Genomic DNA, 18,779 nt, shown 5'->3' with positions numbered 1-18,779 from the left:
TCTACAGGTGGTCGAGGGCCCCGGTGAGCACCGAGCGCAGCCGCTGCTCGATGTCGTCGAACTCGGGCTGGCCGATGATCAGCGGTGGCGCGAGCTGGATGACCGGGTCGCCGCGGTCGTCGGCGCGGCAGTAGAGACCGGCCTCCCACAGCGCGCCCGAGAGGTAGCCGCGCAGCAGCCGCTCGGACTCGGCGTCGTCGAACGTCTCCTTGGTCTCACGGTCCTTGACCAGCTCGATGCCGTAGAAGTAGCCGTGGCCGCGCACGTCGCCGACGATCGGGATGTCGAGCAGCTTCTCCAGCGTCGCCCGGAATGCCGGCCCGTTCTGCTGCACGTGGTCGGTGAGGCCCTCGCGCTCGAAGATGTCGAGGTTGGCCAGCGCCACCGCCGAGGAGACGGGGTGGCCGCCGAAGGTGTAGCCGTGGGCGTACGCCGTCGTGCCGCTCTTGAACGGCTCGAACAGCCGGTCGCTGGCGATCATCGCGCCGATGGGCGAGTAGCCGGAGGTCATGCCCTTGGCGCAGGTGATGATGTCGGGCTGGTAGCCGAACTCGGCGGCACCGAACATCTCCCCCACCCGCCCGAAGGCGCAGATGACCTCGTCGGAGACGAGCAGCACGTCGTACTCGTCGCAGATCTCGCGGACCCGCTCGAAGTAGCCGGGCGGCGGCGGGAAGCAGCCGCCGGCGTTCTGCACCGGCTCCAGGAACACCGCGGCGACCGTGTCGGGGCCCTCGAACTCGATGGCCTCCGCGATCCGGTCGGCGGCCCAGCGACCGAACGCCTTCTCGTCGTCGCCGATGAACGCGGGCCGGCGGTAGAAGTTGGTGTTGGGCACCTTGTGCGCCCCCGGGACCAGCGGCTCGAACATCTCCTTCAGCGGCGGGATCCCGGTGATGGACAACGCGCCCTGCGGCGTGCCGTGGTAGGCGACCGCCCTGGAGATGACCTTGTGCTTGTTGGGCTTGCCGGTGAGCTTGAAGTACTGCTTGGCCAGCTTCCAGGCCGACTCGACGGCCTCGCCGCCGCCGGTGGTGAAGAAGACCCGGTTGAGGTCACCGGGCGCCATCGCCGCGACGCGGTCGGCGAGCTCGACGGCGCGCGGGTGGGCGAAGGACCAGAGCGGGAAGAAGGCCAGCTCCTTGGCCTGCCTGGCAGCGGCCTCGGCCAGCTCCTCGCGGCCGTGGCCGACCTGGACGACGAACAGCCCCGCGAGGCCGTCGATGTACTCGCGACCGTGGCTGTCCCAGATCCTGTGGCCCTCGCCGCGCACGATCAGCGGCATCTCGCCACCGTTCTCGTAGGTCGAGTGCCGGGTGAAGTGCAGCCACAGGTGGTCGCGACCCGCTGCCTGGTAGTCGAAGGACTCGTCGTAGGACGGGCTCGAGGTGGAGTGGAGGCTCATCGTGTTCCCCAGTTGTAGTGCTGCTTGTTGAGCTTGAGGTAGACGAAGGTCTCCGAGGAGACGACGCCCTCGAGCTCGCGGACCTGACGGATGACGTCGAGCAGGTGCGGGTCGTCCTCGCACACCACCTCGACGAGGAGGTCGAAGCTGCCGGCGGTGGTGACCACGTAGTCGACCTCGGGCACCTGGGCGAGCCGGTCGCCCACCTTCATCGGGTCGCCCTCGGTGCGCACGCCGATCATGGCCTGACGGGTGAAGCCGACCTGGGTCGGGTCCGTGACCGCGACGACCTGCATGACCTCGGAGTCGAGCAGCTTCTGGACGCGGGCGCGGGCGGCGGCCTCGGACAGCCCGACCGCCTTGGCGATCGCGGCGTACGAGATCCGGCCGTCCTCCTGCAGGAGCTCGATGATGCGCTTGGCGGTCGCATCGAGCTTCACGGGTCCCTCGCGCTCGCTCATGGGACACATGGTGGACGGCCGAGGTGCGGGTTTGCAAGTCAACTGACGCGGAATCCGCATTTCGAGCCCGTAAATTCTGCGATTCCCGCACATGTTTTTGTCGAGGGCTATGGAGATTGGCCCCGGTCCCGTCCTACTCTCCCTTCACCGCACCCGACCGGGAGGACATCCGTGACCAGCCCACGCACGTTGCGCAACTTCATCGGCGGCACCTTCGTCGACAGCGATGCCGGAGCGATGAGCGACGTCGTCGACCCGGCGACGGGCCAGGTGGTGGCCCGGGCACCGATCAGCGGCGGCGAGGAGGTCGACGCCGCCTACGCGGCCGCCGAGTCCGCGTTCGGCGAGTGGGGACGTACGACGCCGAGCGAGCGCCAGCAGGCACTGCTGAAGATCGCCGACGCGATCGAGGCGAACGCCGAGGAGCTGATCGCGATCGAGTCGGCGAACACCGGGAAGATCAAGGCGCTCACCGCGAGCGAGGAGATCCCTCCGATGGTCGACCAGATCCGGTTCTTCGCCGGTGCCGCGCGCGTCCTCGAGGGCAAGGCGGCCGGCGAGTACATGGCCGGCCACACCTCCTGGGTCCGCCGCGAGCCGATCGGCGTCGTCGGCCAGGTCACGCCGTGGAACTACCCGTTGCTGATGGCGGTGTGGAAGATCGGCCCGGCGCTCGCGGCCGGCAACACGGTCGTCCTGAAGCCGAGCGACACCACCCCCGAGAGCACGCTGCGGCTGGCCGAGCTGGCCTCGGAGTTCCTGCCCGCCGGCACCCTGAACGTCGTCACCGGGGACCGGGAGACCGGTCGCCGGCTGGTGGAGCACGAGACGCCGGCCCTGGTCGCCATCACCGGTTCCGTACGCGCCGGTGCCGAGGTCGCGGCGAGTGCCGCGCCCCACCTCAAGCGCGTCCACCTCGAGCTCGGCGGCAAGGCGCCCGTGGTCGTCTTCGACGACGCGGACATCGAGGCGGCTGTCGAGGGCATCGCCATCGCCGGCTACTTCAACGCCGGCCAGGACTGCACCGCCGCGACGCGCGTGCTCGCCGCCCCCGGCATCCACGACGACTTCGTCGCCGCCCTCGCCGACTACGCGCGCAGCTCGGCACCGGTCGGGCTGCCCGACGACGCGGACGCGCTCTTCGGGCCGGTCAACAACGCGACGCAGCTCGCCCGCGTGAGCGGCTTCATCGAGGACCTCCCCTCGCACGCGATCGTGTCGGCCGGCGGCAACCGGCGTACGGACCTCGGCGACGGCTACTTCCTCGAGCCGACCGTGCTGTCCGGGCTGCGGCAGGACGACGACGCCATCCAGAACGAGATCTTCGGCCCCGTGATCACCGTGCAGCGCTTCACCGACGAGGACGAGGCCGTGCGCTGGGCCAACGGCGTGGACTACGGCCTCGCCTCCTCGGTGTGGACCAGGGACTTCGGTCGCGCGATGCGGATGTCGAGGGCCCTCGACTTCGGCTGCGTGTGGATCAACACCCACATCCCGCTGGTCGCCGAGATGCCGCACGGCGGCTACAAGAAGTCGGGCTACGGCAAGGACCTGTCGATGTACGGCTTCGAGGACTACACCCGCATCAAGCACGTCATGGCCAACATCGAGAGCTGACAGCACCCACATCCAGAGCGACTCGGGGGCTGAGCGGAGGACCTGAACTGATGACACCGATCCCGCGCCGATCACGGCGCCACCTGTCGGCCCCGGCCGCGGCGCTGTCTCAGGCCGCCTCCGGCGGACTGAGCCGCCGCGCGCTGCTGGGCACCGGACTCGCCGCCGGTGCTGGCGCGGCGCTGACGGGGTGCGCCCCGCCGCCGCCCCCGTCGGGGGGCGGGCTGACCAGCCTCGAGCTGCCAACCGACGTCTCGGACACCGAGAAGATCCTCAAGTGGGCCAACTGGACGGCCTACCTCGACATGAACGGCAAGGAGACGAAGTCCCCGACGCTCGAGGCGTTCATGGAGCAGACCGGGATCGAGGTCACCTACAGCGAGGACGTCGACGACAACGACTCCTACTACGCCAAGGTGGCACCCCAGCTGCGCGCCGGCCAGAGCATCGACCGCGACATCTTCACCCTCACCGACTGGATGACCGGGCGCGTGATCCGCGACCAGCTGTGCCAGCCGCTGGAGCTGATCCAGATGCCCAACGTGGTCAACAACCTGCTCCAGCCGCTGAAGGACGTGTCGTTCGACCCCGGTCGCAACTACTCGATCACCTGGCAGAGCGGCTTCGCCGGCATCGGCTACAACCGCGACAAGGTCGGCCGCGAGCTCAAGACCCTCGACGACCTCTGGGCCGACGACCTGAAGGGACGGATCGTCGTCCTCTCCGAGTTCCGCGACACCGCCGGGCTCGTGATGCAGTCACAGGGCGTCGACATCGACAGTGACTGGGGGCGCGCGGAGTTCGAGGCGGCGCTGGACTTCATCGAGCAGAAGATCGAGGAGGGCTACATCCGCAAGGTGAAGGGCAACTCCTACATGGAGGACCTCACCAGCGGCAACGCCGTCGCCGGGATCACGTGGAGCGGAGACATCTTCGTGCTCGCCTACGACACCGAGGACCCCAGCTGGACGTTCACGATCCCCGAGTCCGGCGGAACGCTGTGGTCGGACAACCTGATGGTCCCGATCACGTCCACGCACCGCAGCAACGCGCAGCGGTTGATGGACTACTACTACGACCCGGCCGTCGCCGCGCAGGTCGCCGCGTGGGTCAACTACGTCTGTCCCGTCGACGGCGCCCAGGCGGAGATGGAGAAGATCGACCCGGACCTCGCCGAGAGCCCCTGGATCTTCCCGACCGCCGACTTCATCTCGGAGCGGAACATCCAGCAGTTCCGCGCGCTCGACGCCGACGAGGACATCGAGTACGCCGACCTGTGGTCCACGAAGGTGATGGGGAACTGACATGGCCGGATTCCGCGAGGCGCGAGGCGACCTCCAGCTCGAGAGCGTGACCAAGTCGTTCGGCGACTTCACCGCCGTCGACGACATCGACCTGCTCGTCCCCCGGGGCTCCTTCTTCGCCCTGCTCGGGCCGTCGGGCTGCGGCAAGACCACCACGCTCCGGATGGTCGCGGGGCTCGAGCAGCCCACGTCGGGCCGAGTGCGCATCGGCGACACCGACCTCACCGGCTCCCGGCCGTACGAGCGCCCGGTCAACACGGTGTTCCAGTCCTACGCACTGTTCCCGCACTTGACGATCCGCGACAACGTCGCCTTCGGCCCCAAGCGCCGCAAGGACAAGGACGCGGCCCAGCGGGCTGCAGACGCGCTCGAGCTCGTGCAGATGACCGAGTTCGCCGGGCGCAAGCCGGCGCAGCTCTCCGGCGGCCAGCAGCAGCGGGTCGCCCTGGCGCGGGCGCTGGTCAACCACCCCGAGGTGCTGCTCCTCGACGAGCCGCTCGGCGCCCTCGACCTCAAGCTGCGCCGCGAGATGCAGGTCGAGCTCAAGCGGATCCAGACCGAGGTGGGGCTCACGTTCATCCACGTCACGCACGACCAGGAGGAGGCCATGACGATGGCCGACACGGTCGCGGTGATGAACCGGGGCAGGATCGAGCAGCTCGGCCCGCCAGCAGCGCTCTACGACCTGCCACGCACCCGCTTCGTGGCCAACTTCCTCGGCCAGGCCAACACCGGCGTCGGCACCATCGAGGGCATCGACGGCGACCACCTCGTCGCGGACGTGCTCGGCACCAAGGTGAGGATCCTCAAGGATCGCTCCCAGGTGCACGAGGGCGAGGTGCTCTTCGGCGTACGTCCCGAGAAGGTGACCGTGTCTCGCAAGCAGCCCGAGGGCGTCGGCAACGACGTCAAGGGCACGGTGCGCGACGTGTCGTTCCTCGGGGTCGCCACGAGCTACCTCGTCGACATGCCGAGCGGCACGACCTGGAGCTGCTACGAGCAGAACCTCGACGTCGAGCCGCTCGACCTCCGTCCCGGCGACGAGGTCTGGCTGACCTGGAACCCCGGCCACGCCTTCGGTGTCCCCGTGGACGCCGGATGAGCGCCCTCGCCCCCGTCTCCCAGGTGGCGGGCGACCCCGCGGTGCACCCGACGCCGCCCGCCCCCGAGACGCAGAAGCGGAGCTGGACGGCGTACCTCCTGCTCCTGCCCGGCGTGCTGTGGCTCGGCGTCTTCTTCATCCTGCCGCTGGTGCAGCTGGCATCGGTGAGCCTGCAGAGCCGCTACCCCGGGTTCCCGGGCTACTACTACCGCGACCTCAACTTCCAGAACTACGCCGCCGCGCTCACCGACTACGCGCCCCACTTCGCGCGCTCGTTCCTCTACGCCGGGCTCGCCACGTTCCTGGCGTTCGTCATCGCCTACCCGCTCGCCTACGCGATGGCGTTCAAGGCCGGCAGGTGGCGCAACCTGATGATGATCTGCGTCATCGCGCCGTTCTTCACCTCCTTCATCCTGCGCACCTTCGCGTGGTCGCAGATCCTGGCCGACGAGGGCTGGGTGGTCGGGGTGCTCAGCTTCCTCAACCTGCTGCCGGGCGGGAACATCATCAACACCCCCGTCGCGGTGGTCGCAGGCCTGACCTACAACTTCCTGCCCTTCATGGTGCTGCCGATCTATGCCTCGCTCGAGCGCGCCGACCCTCGCGTCATCGAGGCCGGTGGCGACCTGTACGCCAACGGGTTCACGACCTTCCGCACGGTGACGCTGCCGATGTCGATGCCCGGCGTGCTCGCCGGCACGCTGCTGACCTTCATCCCCGCGGCCGGCGACTTCGTCAACATGGAGCTGCTCGGCCCCCAGCGCGGGAAGATGGTCGGCAACGTCATCAACGACCAGTTCCTCGCGATCCCCGGCGGCTACCCCGTCGCCGCTGCGCTCTCCTTCACCCTGATGGCCGCGATCCTGGCGATGGTCTTCCTGTACGTACGCCGCTTCGGCACCGAGGAGCTGGTGTGACATGGCCACGATGACCCCCACGCCGTCCGGCACGTCCAGCCCGGCCTACCGGCCGTCGGCCGCCAAGCGGGCACAGCTGTGGCTGGCCAAGCACTTCGCCATGCTGTCGGCGATCCTGGTGCTGCTCTACCTCTTCCTCCCGGTCGCCTACACGTTCGCGTTCTCGTTCAACGACCACGGCAAGACCAACATCGTGTGGCAGGGCTTCACCTGGGAGCACTGGCAGGACCCGTGCGGCGTCACCGGCGCCTGCGAGTCCCTGGTCACCTCGCTCCAGGTCGGGGCGATCTCCACCGTGGTGGCCACGGTCCTCGGCACGATGATGGCCCTGGCGATGGTGCGCTACCGCTTCCGCGGCAAGGAGGCCAGCAACGTGCTGATCTTCGTGCCGATGGCCACGCCCGAGATCGTGATGGGTGCCGCGCTGCTGACGATCTTCGTGCAGGGCTTCTCCAACATCGGCATCAGCCTGGGCTTCGGCACGATCGTGTTCGCCCACATCATGTTCTGCCTGAGCTTCGTGGTGGTGACGGTCAAGGCGCGCATCCAGTCGCTCGACCCGCGCATCGAGGAGGCCGCGCAGGACCTGTACGCCAGCCCGATGCAGACCTTCTGGCAGGTCACCTTCCCGCTGATCCTGCCCGGCATCCTGGGCGCGGCGATGCTGGCCTTCTCGCTGTCGTTCGACGACTTCATCATCACCAACTTCGTGTCGGGCAACGAGAACACGTTCCCCAAGTTCGTCTACGTCGCCTCCCGCCGCGGCATCCCGGCCGAGGCCAACGTGATCGGCTTCTCGATGTTCGTGATCGCCGTCCTGCTCGTCGTGGGCGCGCAGGTCGTCGCCTCGATGCGGGCCTCCACGTACAAGAGCTGACCCCTCGCCCCCACCAACCGCGCCTCTCGCGCGAGCCCTAGGAGAGATCGAGAGTGCCTGAACCCATGCGCGTCCTGATGGTCGGGGCGGGCGGCGTCGGCGACGCCGCTGCCCGGATCGCGGTCGAGCGCGACTTCTTCGAGGCGTGGGTGGTGGCCGACTACGACCTCGACCGCGCCGAGCGCACCGTCGCGGCCGCGCGCGGGCGCCGTACGGGTGAGGGGCGCTTCAGCGCCGGGCAGGTCGACGCCTCAGACGCCGAGGCCGTGGCCACGCTCGCCCGCCAGGTCCGGGCCACCCACGTCTTCAACGCGGTCGACCCGCGCTTCGTGATGCCGATCTTCACCGGCGCCCTGGCGGCCGGCGCCGACTACCTCGACATGGCGATGAGCCTGTCGGTCCGCCACCCCGAGGCGCCCTACGAGCAGGTCGGCGTCAAGCTCGGCGACGAGCAGTTCGCGCTGGCCGGTGAGTGGGAGACGGCCGGGCGGCTGGCGCTGCTCGGCATCGGCGTCGAGCCGGGACTGTCCGACGTCTTCGCCCGCTATGCCGCCGACGAGCTCTTCGACCACATCGACGAGCTCGGCACCCGCGACGGCGCCAGCCTGGTGATCCGCGACGACGACGGCAACGAGGTCTTCGCTCCCGGCTTCTCGATGTGGACGATCATCGAGGAGTGCCTGAACCCGCCGGTGGTGTGGGAGCGCGCGCGTGGCGGCGGCGACCTGGACTCGGGCTTCTTCACGCTGCCGCCGTTCTCCGAGCCCGAGGTCTTCGACTTCCCCGAGGGCATCGGCCCGGTGGAGTGCGTGCACGTCGAGCACGAGGAGGTGCTCCTGATGCCGCGGTGGGTCGAGGCGGACCGGGTCACCTTCAAGTACGGCCTCGGTGAGGAGATGATCGGCATCCTGCGCACCCTCCACACCCTCGGCCTGGACTCGACCGAGCCAGTCACCGTCAAGGGCGTCGAGGTCTCGCCTCGCGACGTCGTCGCCGCCTGCCTGCCCGATCCCTCCACGATCGGTCCGCGGATGGAGGGCAAGACCTGCGCGGGCCTGTGGGTCACCGGCACCGGCAAGGACGGGGCGCCCCGCTCGACCTACCTCTATCACGTGGTCGACAACGCCGACTCCATGCGCGACTACGGCGCGCAGTGCGTGGTCTGGCAGACCGCGATCAACCCCGTCGTCGCCCTCGAGCTGCTCGCCGACGGCACCTGGTCGGGCACCGGCGTGCTCGGACCCGAGGCTCTCCCGCCCAAGCCGTTCCTCGACCTGCTCGCCGCGCCGAAGCCCGAGGGGTACGGATCCCCGTGGGGGATGGAAGACCGATCACCCCACGACGTTCTTCTCCCCCGCTCCGCTCCTCCGAACAACGCCGCAGGGACCCCGAACGACAGGACGGACAGCCGATGACCCTCTCCCAGGAACGCATCCTGGCCACCGAGATCCCGGGGCCGCGCTCGCGCGAGCTCCAGGACCGCAAGGTCGCGGCGGTCTCCGCCGGTGTCGGCACGACGCTCCCGGTCTACGTCGAGCGGGCCGGCGGCGGGATCCTGCGCGACGTCGACGGCAACCAGCTCATCGACTTCGGCTCCGGCATCGCCGTGACGACCGTCGGCAACGCCGCCCCCCGAGTGGTGGAGGCGGTTCAGCGGCAGGTCGCCGACTTCACCCACACCTGCTTCATGGTGACGCCCTACGAGGAGTACGTCGCGGTCTGCGAGAAGCTCGCCGAGCTCACTCCGGGCAGCCACGAGAAGCGCTCGGCGCTGTTCAACTCCGGCGCCGAGGCGGTGGAGAACGCCGTCAAGGTCGCCCGGCACCACACCGGCCGGGACGCGGTCGTCGTCTTCGACCACGCCTACCACGGGCGGACCAACCTGACGATGGCACTGACCGCGAAGAACATGCCCTACAAGCACCGGTTCGGACCGTTCGCCGGGGAGGTCTACCGCGCCCCGATGGCCTACCCCTACCGGTGGCCGGGCGGACCGGAGGCGTGCGCCGAGGAGGCGTTCGACGCGTTCGTCGCCACCGTCCACACCCAGGTCGGTGAGGACAACTGCGCCGCCGTGCTCATCGAGCCGATCCAGGGCGAGGGCGGCTTCATCGTGCCGCCGCCCGGGTGGCTGGCCCGTGTCGCCGAGTGGTGCCGCGAGCAGGGCATCCTGCTCATCGCCGACGAGATCCAGACCGGCTTCGCGCGGACCGGCGACTGGTTCGCCTGCGACCACGAGGGCGTCGTCCCCGACCTGCTGACCACGGCCAAGGGCATGGCCGGCGGACTCCCGCTGGCCGCGGTCACCGGTCGAGCCGAGGTGATGGACTCCGTCCACGTCGGCGGGCTCGGCGGCACCTACGGTGGCAACCCGGTCGCCTGCGCCTCCGCGCTGGCGGCCATCGAGACGATGGAGACCGAGGACCTGCGCGCCCGGGCCCGCGCGATCGAGGGGCACTTCGTCCCGCGCCTCCGCGCGCTGGCCGAGCGGCACCCCGACCGGGTTGGCGACATCCGCGGACGCGGGGCGATGCTCGCCGTCGAGCTCGTCGGCGACGGTCCGGGGCGTACGCCCGACGCCGCGCTGGCCGGGGCCGTGCACCGGGCGTGCTCGGCGCAGGGGCTGGTGACGCTGACCTGCGGAACCTTCGGCAACGTCTTCCGCTTCCTCCCGCCGCTGGCCATCGGTGACGACCTGCTCGCGGAGGGGCTCGACGTGTTCGAGGCCGCCTTCGACGACGCGGTCGGTGGCAAGGTGGAGTGATGGAGACCGTGATCGAGACCGTTCCCACCCAGCTGCTCGTCGACGGGCAGTGGGTCGACGCCACCGGGGGTGGCACCTTCGAGGTCACCAACCCCGCCACGGGCGACGTCCTCGCCCGGATCGCCGACGCGACGCCGGCCGACGGCGACCGAGCGCTGGCGGCCGCGGCCGCCGCCCAGCGCGACTGGGCGCGCACCGAGCCGCGCGTGCGCGGGGAGATCCTGCGCGCTGCGTTCGAGCTGCTCACCGAGCGGGCCGACGACTTCGCCCGCCTGATGACGCTCGAGATGGGCAAGGCGCTGGCCGAGGCGAAGGGCGAGGTGGCCTACGGCGCCGAGTTCTTCCGGTGGTTCTCCGAGGAGGCCGTACGCATCCACGGCCGCTACTCGGCCGCACCGGCCGGCAACACCCGGCTCATCACGATGAAGGGCCCGGTCGGGCCGACGCTGATGATCACGCCGTGGAACTTCCCGCTCGCGATGGGCACCCGCAAGATCGGCCCGGCGATCGCGGCCGGTTGCACGATGGTGGTCAAGCCCGCGCACGAGACGCCGCTGACGATGCTCGCGCTGGCCGCGCTGCTCGAGGAGGTGGGCCTCCCGCGCGGCGTGCTCAACGTCGTCACCACCACCGACTCCGGCGGTGTGTGCGAGCCGCTGATCCGCGACGCCCGGCTGCGCAAGCTCACGTTCACCGGCTCCACCGGGGTCGGCAAGGTCCTCGTCGGCCAGGCCGCCGACCAGCTGCTCCGGGTGTCGATGGAGCTGGGCGGCAACGCGCCGTTCATCGTCTTCGAGGACGCTGACCTCGACGCGGCCGTCGACGGCGCCATGCTCGCCAAGATGCGCAACATCGGCGAGGCCTGCACGTCGGCCAACCGGTTCCTGGTGCACGAGTCGGTCGCCACGGACTTCTCGTCGCGGATGGCCGAGCGGATGGGCTCCCTCACGGTCGGCGACGGCACCCAGGACGGCGTCGACGTCGGCCCGCTGATCACGGAGACGGCCCGCGCCGGCGTGCACGAGCTGGTCTCCGACGCCGTCTCCGCCGGCGCCCGCGCGCTCACCGGCGGCGTGGTCCCCGAGGGCCCGGGCCACTTCTACCCACCGACCGTGCTGGTCGACGTACCCGCCTCGGCGCGGGTGTTCCGCGAGGAGATCTTCGGGCCCGTCGCACCGATCTCGACCTTCGCGGACGAGGACGAGGTCGTCGCGCGCGCCAACGACACCGAGTACGGGCTGGTCGCCTACTTCTTCACCCGCGACCACGCCCGCGTGCTCCGCGTGAGCGAGGCCCTCGAGTTCGGGATGGTCGGCGTCAACACCGGCATCGTGTCGAACCCCGCCGCCCCGTTCGGCGGCGTGAAGCACTCCGGGTTCGGCCGCGAGGGCGGGTTCGAGGGGATCGAGGAGTACCTCGAGACCAAGTACGTCGGCAGCGCCCTGTGACCGCCCCCGCACCCTCCCCCGTCGACCGCGGGCGACTGGCGGCCCTCCACGCCGAGGAGGAGCAGCGCTTCGTCGACCTGCACCCCACGTCCGCGCGGCTCGCCGCCGAGGCCGGTGAGCACCTGCTCGCCGGCGTGCCCATGCCGTGGATGACCCGGTGGCCAGGGTCGTTCCCGCTGTTCGTCGAGTCGGCCTGCGGCGGCCGGTTCACCGACGTCGACGGCATCACCTACGTCGACCTCTGCCTGGGTGACACCGGCTCGATGACCGGCCACTGCCTGCCCGCGGTCGCCGAGGCCGTGCGCGAGCGCACCGAGCGCGGCATCACCACGATGCTGCCGTCGACCGACGCCACCTGGGTGGCGGGCGAGCTGAGCCGGCGCTTCGGCCTGCCCCGCTGGCAGACGGCGATGACCGCCACCGACGCCAACCGGTTCGTGCTGCGCTTCGCCCGCCACCTCACCGGCCGGCCCCGGATCGCGGTGATGGACTGGTGCTACCACGGCACGGTCGACGAGACGCTCGGCGTCCTCGAGCACGGCCGGGCCGGCGATCGGGTCGTGGCCCGCCCGGGCGCCCTCGGGCCGCAGGTCGACGTGGCGACGACCACCGCTGTCGTGCCCTTCAACGACCTCGAGTCGCTCGACGCCCGGCTCGCGGAGGGCGACGTCGCCTGCCTGCTCATGGAGCCGGCGCTCACCAACATCGGCATCGTCCTGCCGGAGGACGGCTACCTCGCCGGTGTCCGCGAGATCACCCGTCGGCACGGCGTCCTGCTGGTCAACGACGAGACGCACACGATCTGCGCCGGTCCGGGCGGCGCCACGGCCGCGTGGGACCTCGAGCCCGACCTGGTGGTGATCGGCAAGCCCATCGGCGGCGGCATCCCCGTCGCGGCGTACGGCATGACCGAGGACGTCGCGGCCCGGCTGGAGGGTCCGATGCTGGGCCACGACATCGACGTGGCCGGCGTCGGCGGCACCCTGTCGGGATCCGCGCTCGCGATGGCGGCCGTGCGCGCGACCTTGTCGACGGCGCTGCGGCAGGAGGACTTCGACGTCTCGGTCCCGCTCGCCGAGTCGTTCGCCGCCGGGATCCGGGGCGTCATCGACGAGCACGACCTGCCGTGGCACGTGCAGCGCCTCGGCTGCCGTGCGGAGTACTGGTTCTGCCCGCCGCCGCGCAACGGAGCCGAGGCGGCGGCCGCGGTCGACGAGGAGCTCGACGCCTTCTTCCACCTGTGGACGGTCAACCGGGGCGTGCTGCTGGCGCCCTTCCACAACATGTCGCTGTTCTCGCCGTTCCACGACCGGTCCGACGTCGACGCCCACACCTCGGCGTTCCGCGGTGCCGTGGAGGCGCTGCTCGGATGAGCCAGCCGCGTCGCGTCCCCGGCGACGTGCTGGTCCACCTGCGTCGCGCACGCGACCACCTCGACCGGCACTTCGCCGAGCCCTTCGACCTCGACCACCTCGCGGCGCTCGCCGGGATGAGCAGGTTCCACTTCATCCGGTCCTTCGCGATCACCTACCGCACCACCCCCGCCGCCTACCTGGCCGAGCGCCGCGTCGAGCGTGCCCAGGACCTGCTGCGCGCGGCGAACCTCACGGTGACCGAGGTGTGCCACGCGGTCGGCTACAGCAGCCTCGGCTCGTTCAGCTCGAAGTTCCGCGAGATCGTCGGGGAGAGCCCCAGCGACTTCCAGCGGCGCTACGCCGCTGCCGGCAACCCGCGGATCCCGGGCTGCTACGTCTTCATGGCGGGGCTGGTCGAGAGGGCGGAGAGGGTGGAGCGGAGCGAGAGGACAGCAACACAGGAGAAGCCGGACGGTGCTCCGCCTTCCTAGGCTCGTCACATGATCACGAACATCTCCCTCCTGTCCGTCTGGGTCAAGGACATCGACGAGTCCCTCGCCTTCTACACCGACGTCCTCGGCTTCGAGGTCGGCGACGACCTGCAGCTCGGGCCCGACTTCCGCTGGTGCACGGTCTTCCACCCGAAGCAGCCCGAGATCCACCTCCACCTGACCACGCCGAGCGGTCCCCTGCCGGACTACCTCATCGAGGCGATGAACCGCGCGCAGGACGAGGGCGGACTCCCCGGCGTCGGGATGAACGTCGACGACTGCCGCGCGACGTACGAGGAGCTGCGGGCCAAGGGGGTCGAGTTCCTCCAGGAGCCCGAGGACCGGCCGTACGGCGTCGAGGCGCTGATGCGCGACAACTCGGGCAACTGGATGGTGCTGGTCGAGAAGCGCGACTACACCCCGAGGACTTCGAGGGCGTGGACCTGGGCTGAGGGGCTGCCGGGGGCCTCCGCACCGGAGTACCGTGGAGCGATGCGGCTCTGGCTCCAGGTCGTCGGCCTGGTTCTGCTCACCGGTGCGACCACCCGGCTGGCGCTCGCGTGCTGCTTCGGCGACATCGCCGAGTGGCGCAGCTACCGGCTCGCAGCCGCGCTCGTCCAGCGCATCAGGCGCCGTCGGCACCGCGCCGAGGTGCTGCCCCTGCGTCGACCGATCGAGCAGGTCGGCACCGACCTCAACAGGCTGCACGCGGCCTTCCACCGCGGGGGCATGCGGTTCGCGAAGTACGAGGGGTGCCGCCAGGCCTACGACCGGGTCCTCGCCGAGGCAGCCGACATGGCCGGGGTCGCCCACCTGCTCGGCGTCCTGGCCCCCGGCTCCGAGCTGGACCACGAGCGCGACCGGGTCGAGCTGCTGCTCCGCCACCACGGGCTGCTCCCGCCGTACGCCGCCTGACGACGCGGCCCCCTCCTGCGCGACGGAGCCGGTCAGCGCTCCGGGAGCCGGTCCACGACACCCGCGGCGAGGGCCGCCTCGGCGTACGCCGTGGCGAGGGTGTCCACGGTCTCGTGCGCGTTGAGCCCCGACGGGTTGGGCACCACGAAGACCCGTGAGGCGCCCCAGCGGCCGGGCTGCTCGCCGACCCTCGCCCGCCGCTCGCCGAACGCGGTGCGGTAGGCCGTGACGCCGGCGACCGCCACGACGGCCGGACGCCGTTCGGACACCAGGGTTCGCAGCCGCTCCCCGCCCTCCCGCAGCTCCTCGGACGTCAGCTCGTCCGCGCGGGCGCTGGCCCGCGCGACCAGGTTGGTGATGCCGATCCCCCGACGCCGCAGCTCGTCGCGGTCGGCCGGTGTCATGCCCGCTGCCTGGTCGACGGCGTGGGTCAGGATCCCGGCCCGCAGGAGCGCGGGGTAGAAGCGGTTGCCCGGGTGGGCGAAGTGGGTCTGCGTGGCGGCGGTCCACAGGCCGGGGTTGATGCCGACGAAGAGCAGCCGCAGCGTCTGGTCGGCCGCGGGGAGCAGGTCGGGGACCTCGACGTCGCGGAACGACTCCAGCTCGGTCCTGGTGAACCCCATGCGCGCCATCATGCCCGGTGGTCCGCACGCACGAGACCCCGCCTCCCTTGCGGGAGACGGGGTCTCGGGTGGTGCGGGTGCGCCCGGGGGCGCTCAGATCACTTGGTGATCTTGGTGACGCGGCCGGCGCCGACCGTGCGGCCGCCCTCGCGGATGGCGAAGCGCAGGCCCTCGTCCATGGCGATGGGCTGGATGAGCTCGACCGACATCTCGGTGTTGTCACCCGGCATGACCATCTCGGTGCCCTCGGGCAGGGTCACGACACCGGTCACGTCCGTGGTCCGGAAGTAGAACTGCGGACGGTAGTTGTTGAAGAACGGCGTGTGACGGCCACCCTCGTCCTTCGACAGGATGTAGACCGAGGCCTCGAAGTTGGTGTGCGGGGTGGTCGTGCCCGGCTTGATCACGACCATGCCGCGCTCGACGTCCTCGCGCTTCGTGCCACGGAGGAGCAGACCGACGTTCTCGCCCGCCTGGCCCTCGTCGAGGAGCTTGCGGAACATCTCGACACCGGTGACGGTGCTCTTCTGCGAGCCCTCGCGGATGCCGATGATCTCGACCTCCTCGTTGACCTTGACGATGCCGCGCTCGATGCGACCGGTGATGACGGTGCCACGACCGGTGATCGTGAAGACGTCCTCGACGGGCATGAGGAAGGGCTTGTCGGTGTCACGCTCGGGGGTCGGGATGTAGTCGTCCACGGCCTGCATGAGCTCGGCGACCGAGTCGCCCCACTTGGCGTCGCCCTGCAGCGCCGGGAAGGCGGCAACGCGGACCACGGGGATGTCGTCGCCCGGGAACTCGTACTCGGAGAGGAGCTCGCGCACCTCCATCTCGACGAGCTCGATGAGCTCCTCGTCGTCGACCATGTCGCACTTGTTGAGCGCCACGACCAGGGCGGGGACGCCGACCTGGCGGGCGAGCAGCACGTGCTCGCGGGTCTGCGGCATCGGGCCGTCGGTGGCGGCGACCACGAGGATGGCGCCGTCCATCTGCGCCGCACCGGTGATCATGTTCTTGATGTAGTCGGCGTGACCGGGGCAGTCGACGTGCGCGTAGTGGCGCACCTCGGTCTGGTACTCGACGTGCGCGATCGAGATCGTGATGCCGCGCTGACGCTCCTCGGGAGCCTTGTCGATCTGGTCGAAGGCCGAGGCCTCGTTCAGATTCGGGTACTTGTCGTGCAGCACCTTGGTGATCGCCGCGGTCAGCGTCGTCTTGCCGTGGTCGATGTGACCGATGGTGCCGATGTTGACGTGCGGCTTGGTCCGCTCGAACTTCGCCTTAGCCACTGGGGCTCCTCCTGATTGTTGTTCTCTGCGTGTGAGAGTTGGTGACTCGTGGGTGTGGGGTGGTGCTGGTGCCGAGGATCCGGACGCGGTTACTCGCCGCGGACCTTCTTCACGATCTCGTCGGCGATGTTCGTCGGAACCTCGGCGTACGAGTCGAACTCCATCGAGTACGACGCCTGGCCAGAGGTCTTGGACCTCAGGTCGCCAACGTACCCGAACATCTCTGACAGCGGCACGAGGGCGCTGACGACGAGGTCGCCGTGACGCTCCTCCTGTGCCTGGATCTGGCCGCGGCGGGAGTTGATGTCGCCGATGACCGTGCCGAGGAAGCTCTCCGGCGTGGTGACCTCGACGGCGAACATCGGCTCGAGCAGCACGGCCTGGGCCTTCTGCGCGGCCTCCTTGAACGCCTGGATGCCGGCGATCTTGAACGCGAGCTCCGAGGAGTCGACGTCGTGGTAGGCGCCGTCCTCGAGGGTGACCTTGACGTCGACCATCGGGAAGCCGGCCCGCACGCCGAACTGCAGTGCCTCCTGCGCGCCCTGGTCGACCGAGGGGATGTACTCCTTCGGCACGCGACCGCCGGACACGGCGTTGACGAACTCGTAGCCCGCGCCGGTGCCGGTCTCGGGGTCGATGTTCGGCTCGATGGTCATGACGACCTTGGCGAACTGGCCCGAACCACCGGTCTGCTTCTTGTGGGTGTAGGAGTGGTTCTCCACCTTGCGGCGGATGGTCTCGCGGTAGGCGACCTGCGGCTTGCCGACGGTGGCCTCGACCTTGAACTCGCGCTTCATCCGGTCGACGAAGACCTCGAGGTGGAGCTCGCCCATGCCGGCGATGATGGTCTGGCCGGTCTCCTCGTCCGTCTTGACGGTGAAGGTCGGGTCCTCCTCGGTGAGCCGCTGGATCGCGGTGCCGAGCTTCTCCTGGTCGCCCTTGGTCTTGGGCTCGATCGCGACCTCGATCACCGGGGCCGGGAACGTCATCGACTCGAGGACGACCTGGTTCTGCGGGTCGGACAGGGTGTGGCCGGTCTTGGTGTCCTTGAGGCCCATGACGGCCACGATCTGGCCGGCGCCGACCGACGCGATCTCCTCACGCTTGTTGGCGTGCATCTGGTAGACCTTGCCGATCCGCTCCTTGCGGCCGTTGACCGAGTTGACGACGGTCGAGCCGGCCTCGAGCTTGCCGGAGTAGACGCGCACGTAGATCAGCTTGCCGAGGTGCGGGTCCGAGGCGATCTTGAACGCCAGGCCGGAGAAGGGCTCGTCGTCGCTCGGCTTGCGCAGGATCTCGGTGTCCTCGTCGTTGGGCTTGTGGCCCACGATCGCGTCGACGTCGAGCGGCGAGGGGAGGTAGTCGACGACGGCGTCGAGCAGGGGCTGCACGCCCTTGTTCTTGAACGCCGTGCCGGTGAGGATCGGGTTGAGCTTGTCGGCGAGCGTCGCGCGACGGATGGCGGCCTTGAGGGTCGGCACGTCGAACGTGTCGCCGTCCTCGAGGTAGGCCTCCATGATGTCGTCGTCGGCCTCGGCCACGGTCTCCACGAGCTTCTCGCGGTACTCGGCAGCCTTCTCGACGAGGTCGGCCGGGATCTCCTCGACCGTGTAGTCCTCGCCCATCTCGGTCTCGCCGCGCCACACCTTGGCGTGCATCTCGACCAGGTCGACGACGCCGATGAAGTCGGACTCGGCACCGATCGGGAGCTGCAGGACCAGCGGGGTGGCGTGGAGGCGCTCGACGATGGAGTCGACGCACTTGTAGAAGTCGGCGCCGGTGCGGTCGAGCTTGTTGATGAAGCACATCCGCGGGACGGCGTACTTGTTGGCCTGGCGCCACACGGTCTGGGACTGCGGCTCGACACCGGCGACACCGTCGAAGACGGCGACGGCGCCGTCGAGGACGCGCAGCGAGCGCTCGACCTCGACGGTGAAGTCGACGTGGCCGGGCGTGTCGATGATGTTGATCTGGTGCTTCTTCCACCAGCAGGTCGTCGCGGCGGACGTGATGGTGATGCCGCGCTCCTGCTCCTGCTCCATCCAGTCCATCGTGGCGGCGCCCTCGTGCACCTCACCGATCTTGTAGGTGATGCCGGTGTAGAAGAGGATGCGCTCGGTGGTGGTGGTCTTGCCGGCGTCGATGTGCGCCATGATGCCGATGTTGCGGACCTGCTTGAGGTCGGTGGTGATGTCGACAGCCACTGTT

Annotated in this window: 16 protein-coding genes; 11 read left to right on the top strand and 5 right to left on the bottom strand. The window is 69.8% G+C overall.

Annotation, left to right across the window (positions count from 1 at the left end):
• Position 1: 1 nt before the first annotated feature.
• Both EXE59_RS10395 and EXE59_RS10390 read right to left on the bottom strand, forming a co-directional pair.
• Positions 2–1,405, bottom strand: coding sequence for an aspartate aminotransferase family protein (locus EXE59_RS10395; protein ID WP_135838842.1), 1,404 nt, complete (start codon positions 1,403–1,405; stop codon positions 2–4).
• On the bottom strand, positions 1,402–1,866 hold the full coding sequence (locus tag EXE59_RS10390) for an Lrp/AsnC family transcriptional regulator (RefSeq protein WP_135838841.1): 465 nt from the start codon (positions 1,864–1,866) through the stop codon (positions 1,402–1,404). The genes EXE59_RS10395 and EXE59_RS10390 overlap by 4 nt, the downstream gene beginning before the upstream one ends.
• 171 nt (positions 1,867–2,037) lie before the next feature.
• On the opposite strand from EXE59_RS10390, the gene EXE59_RS10385 reads away from it, so the two are divergent.
• The 11 genes from EXE59_RS10385 to EXE59_RS24135 are packed head-to-tail and all read left to right on the top strand — an operon-like array spanning position 2,038 to position 14,656.
• Entirely contained in the window at positions 2,038–3,483 is a 1,446-nt protein-coding gene (locus EXE59_RS10385) for a gamma-aminobutyraldehyde dehydrogenase (RefSeq protein ID WP_135838840.1), read from the top strand.
• Positions 3,484–3,533: 50 nt separating this feature from the next.
• Positions 3,534–4,787 carry an ABC transporter substrate-binding protein gene (locus tag EXE59_RS10380; protein ID WP_135838839.1) on the top strand — a complete coding sequence of 418 codons (1,254 nt, stop codon included), beginning with the start codon at positions 3,534–3,536 and terminating at the stop codon, positions 4,785–4,787.
• Position 4,788: 1 nt separating this feature from the next.
• Complete coding sequence (locus EXE59_RS10375; RefSeq protein ID WP_135838838.1) at positions 4,789–5,889, top strand: ABC transporter ATP-binding protein; 1,101 nt, start codon at positions 4,789–4,791, stop codon at positions 5,887–5,889.
• Positions 5,886–6,806, top strand: coding sequence for an ABC transporter permease (locus EXE59_RS10370; protein WP_135838837.1), 921 nt, complete (start codon positions 5,886–5,888; stop codon positions 6,804–6,806). The genes EXE59_RS10375 and EXE59_RS10370 overlap by 4 nt, the downstream gene beginning before the upstream one ends.
• 1 nt (position 6,807) lies before the next feature.
• Positions 6,808–7,683, top strand: coding sequence for an ABC transporter permease (locus tag EXE59_RS10365; protein ID WP_135838836.1), 876 nt, complete (start codon positions 6,808–6,810; stop codon positions 7,681–7,683).
• 53 nt (positions 7,684–7,736) lie between these two features.
• On the top strand, positions 7,737–9,098 hold the full coding sequence (locus EXE59_RS10360) for a saccharopine dehydrogenase family protein (RefSeq protein ID WP_246056693.1): 1,362 nt from the start codon (positions 7,737–7,739) through the stop codon (positions 9,096–9,098).
• Entirely contained in the window at positions 9,095–10,447 is a 1,353-nt protein-coding gene (gene gabT, locus EXE59_RS10355; protein WP_135838835.1) for a 4-aminobutyrate--2-oxoglutarate transaminase, read from the top strand. The genes EXE59_RS10360 and gabT overlap by 4 nt, the downstream gene beginning before the upstream one ends.
• Entirely contained in the window at positions 10,447–11,895 is a 1,449-nt protein-coding gene (locus EXE59_RS10350) for an NAD-dependent succinate-semialdehyde dehydrogenase (protein WP_135838834.1), read from the top strand. The genes gabT and EXE59_RS10350 overlap by 1 nt, the downstream gene beginning before the upstream one ends.
• Positions 11,892–13,268 (top strand): transaminase, encoded by a 1,377-nt coding sequence (locus tag EXE59_RS10345; protein WP_135838833.1) that lies wholly within the window; start codon positions 11,892–11,894, stop codon positions 13,266–13,268. The genes EXE59_RS10350 and EXE59_RS10345 overlap by 4 nt, the downstream gene beginning before the upstream one ends.
• Positions 13,265–13,741 (top strand): helix-turn-helix domain-containing protein, encoded by a 477-nt coding sequence (locus EXE59_RS10340; protein WP_135838832.1) that lies wholly within the window; start codon positions 13,265–13,267, stop codon positions 13,739–13,741. Before EXE59_RS10345 ends, EXE59_RS10340 begins: the two co-directional genes overlap by 4 nt.
• Before the next feature lie 9 nt (positions 13,742–13,750).
• Positions 13,751–14,656: a VOC family protein gene (locus tag EXE59_RS24135; RefSeq protein ID WP_210428954.1), complete on the top strand. Its 906-nt coding sequence runs from the start codon at positions 13,751–13,753 to the stop codon at positions 14,654–14,656.
• A 32-nt stretch (positions 14,657–14,688) separates the two neighbouring features.
• Here the strand turns inward: EXE59_RS24135 and EXE59_RS10330 are convergent, their stop codons facing one another.
• From EXE59_RS10330 to fusA, 3 genes are all read right to left on the bottom strand, one after another.
• Positions 14,689–15,279 carry a mismatch-specific DNA-glycosylase gene (locus EXE59_RS10330; protein ID WP_135838831.1) on the bottom strand — a complete coding sequence of 197 codons (591 nt, stop codon included), beginning with the start codon at positions 15,277–15,279 and terminating at the stop codon, positions 14,689–14,691.
• 98 nt (positions 15,280–15,377) lie between these two features.
• The gene (gene tuf, locus EXE59_RS10325; RefSeq protein ID WP_135838830.1) at positions 15,378–16,571 is read right to left on the bottom strand and encodes an elongation factor Tu; all 1,194 of its coding nucleotides are present in this window, start codon (positions 16,569–16,571) and stop codon (positions 15,378–15,380) included.
• A gap of 89 nt (positions 16,572–16,660) precedes the next feature.
• Entirely contained in the window at positions 16,661–18,775 is a 2,115-nt protein-coding gene (gene fusA / locus EXE59_RS10320; protein WP_135838829.1) for an elongation factor G, read from the bottom strand.
• Positions 18,776–18,779 lie beyond the last annotated feature (4 nt).

The sequence above is a fragment of the Nocardioides eburneiflavus genome (assembly GCF_004785795.1).
Lineage (GTDB): Bacteria > Actinomycetota > Actinomycetes > Propionibacteriales > Nocardioidaceae > Nocardioides > Nocardioides eburneiflavus.
Note: the sequence above shows the minus strand (reverse complement) of the source record. Positions and strands in the feature narration are given on the sequence as shown.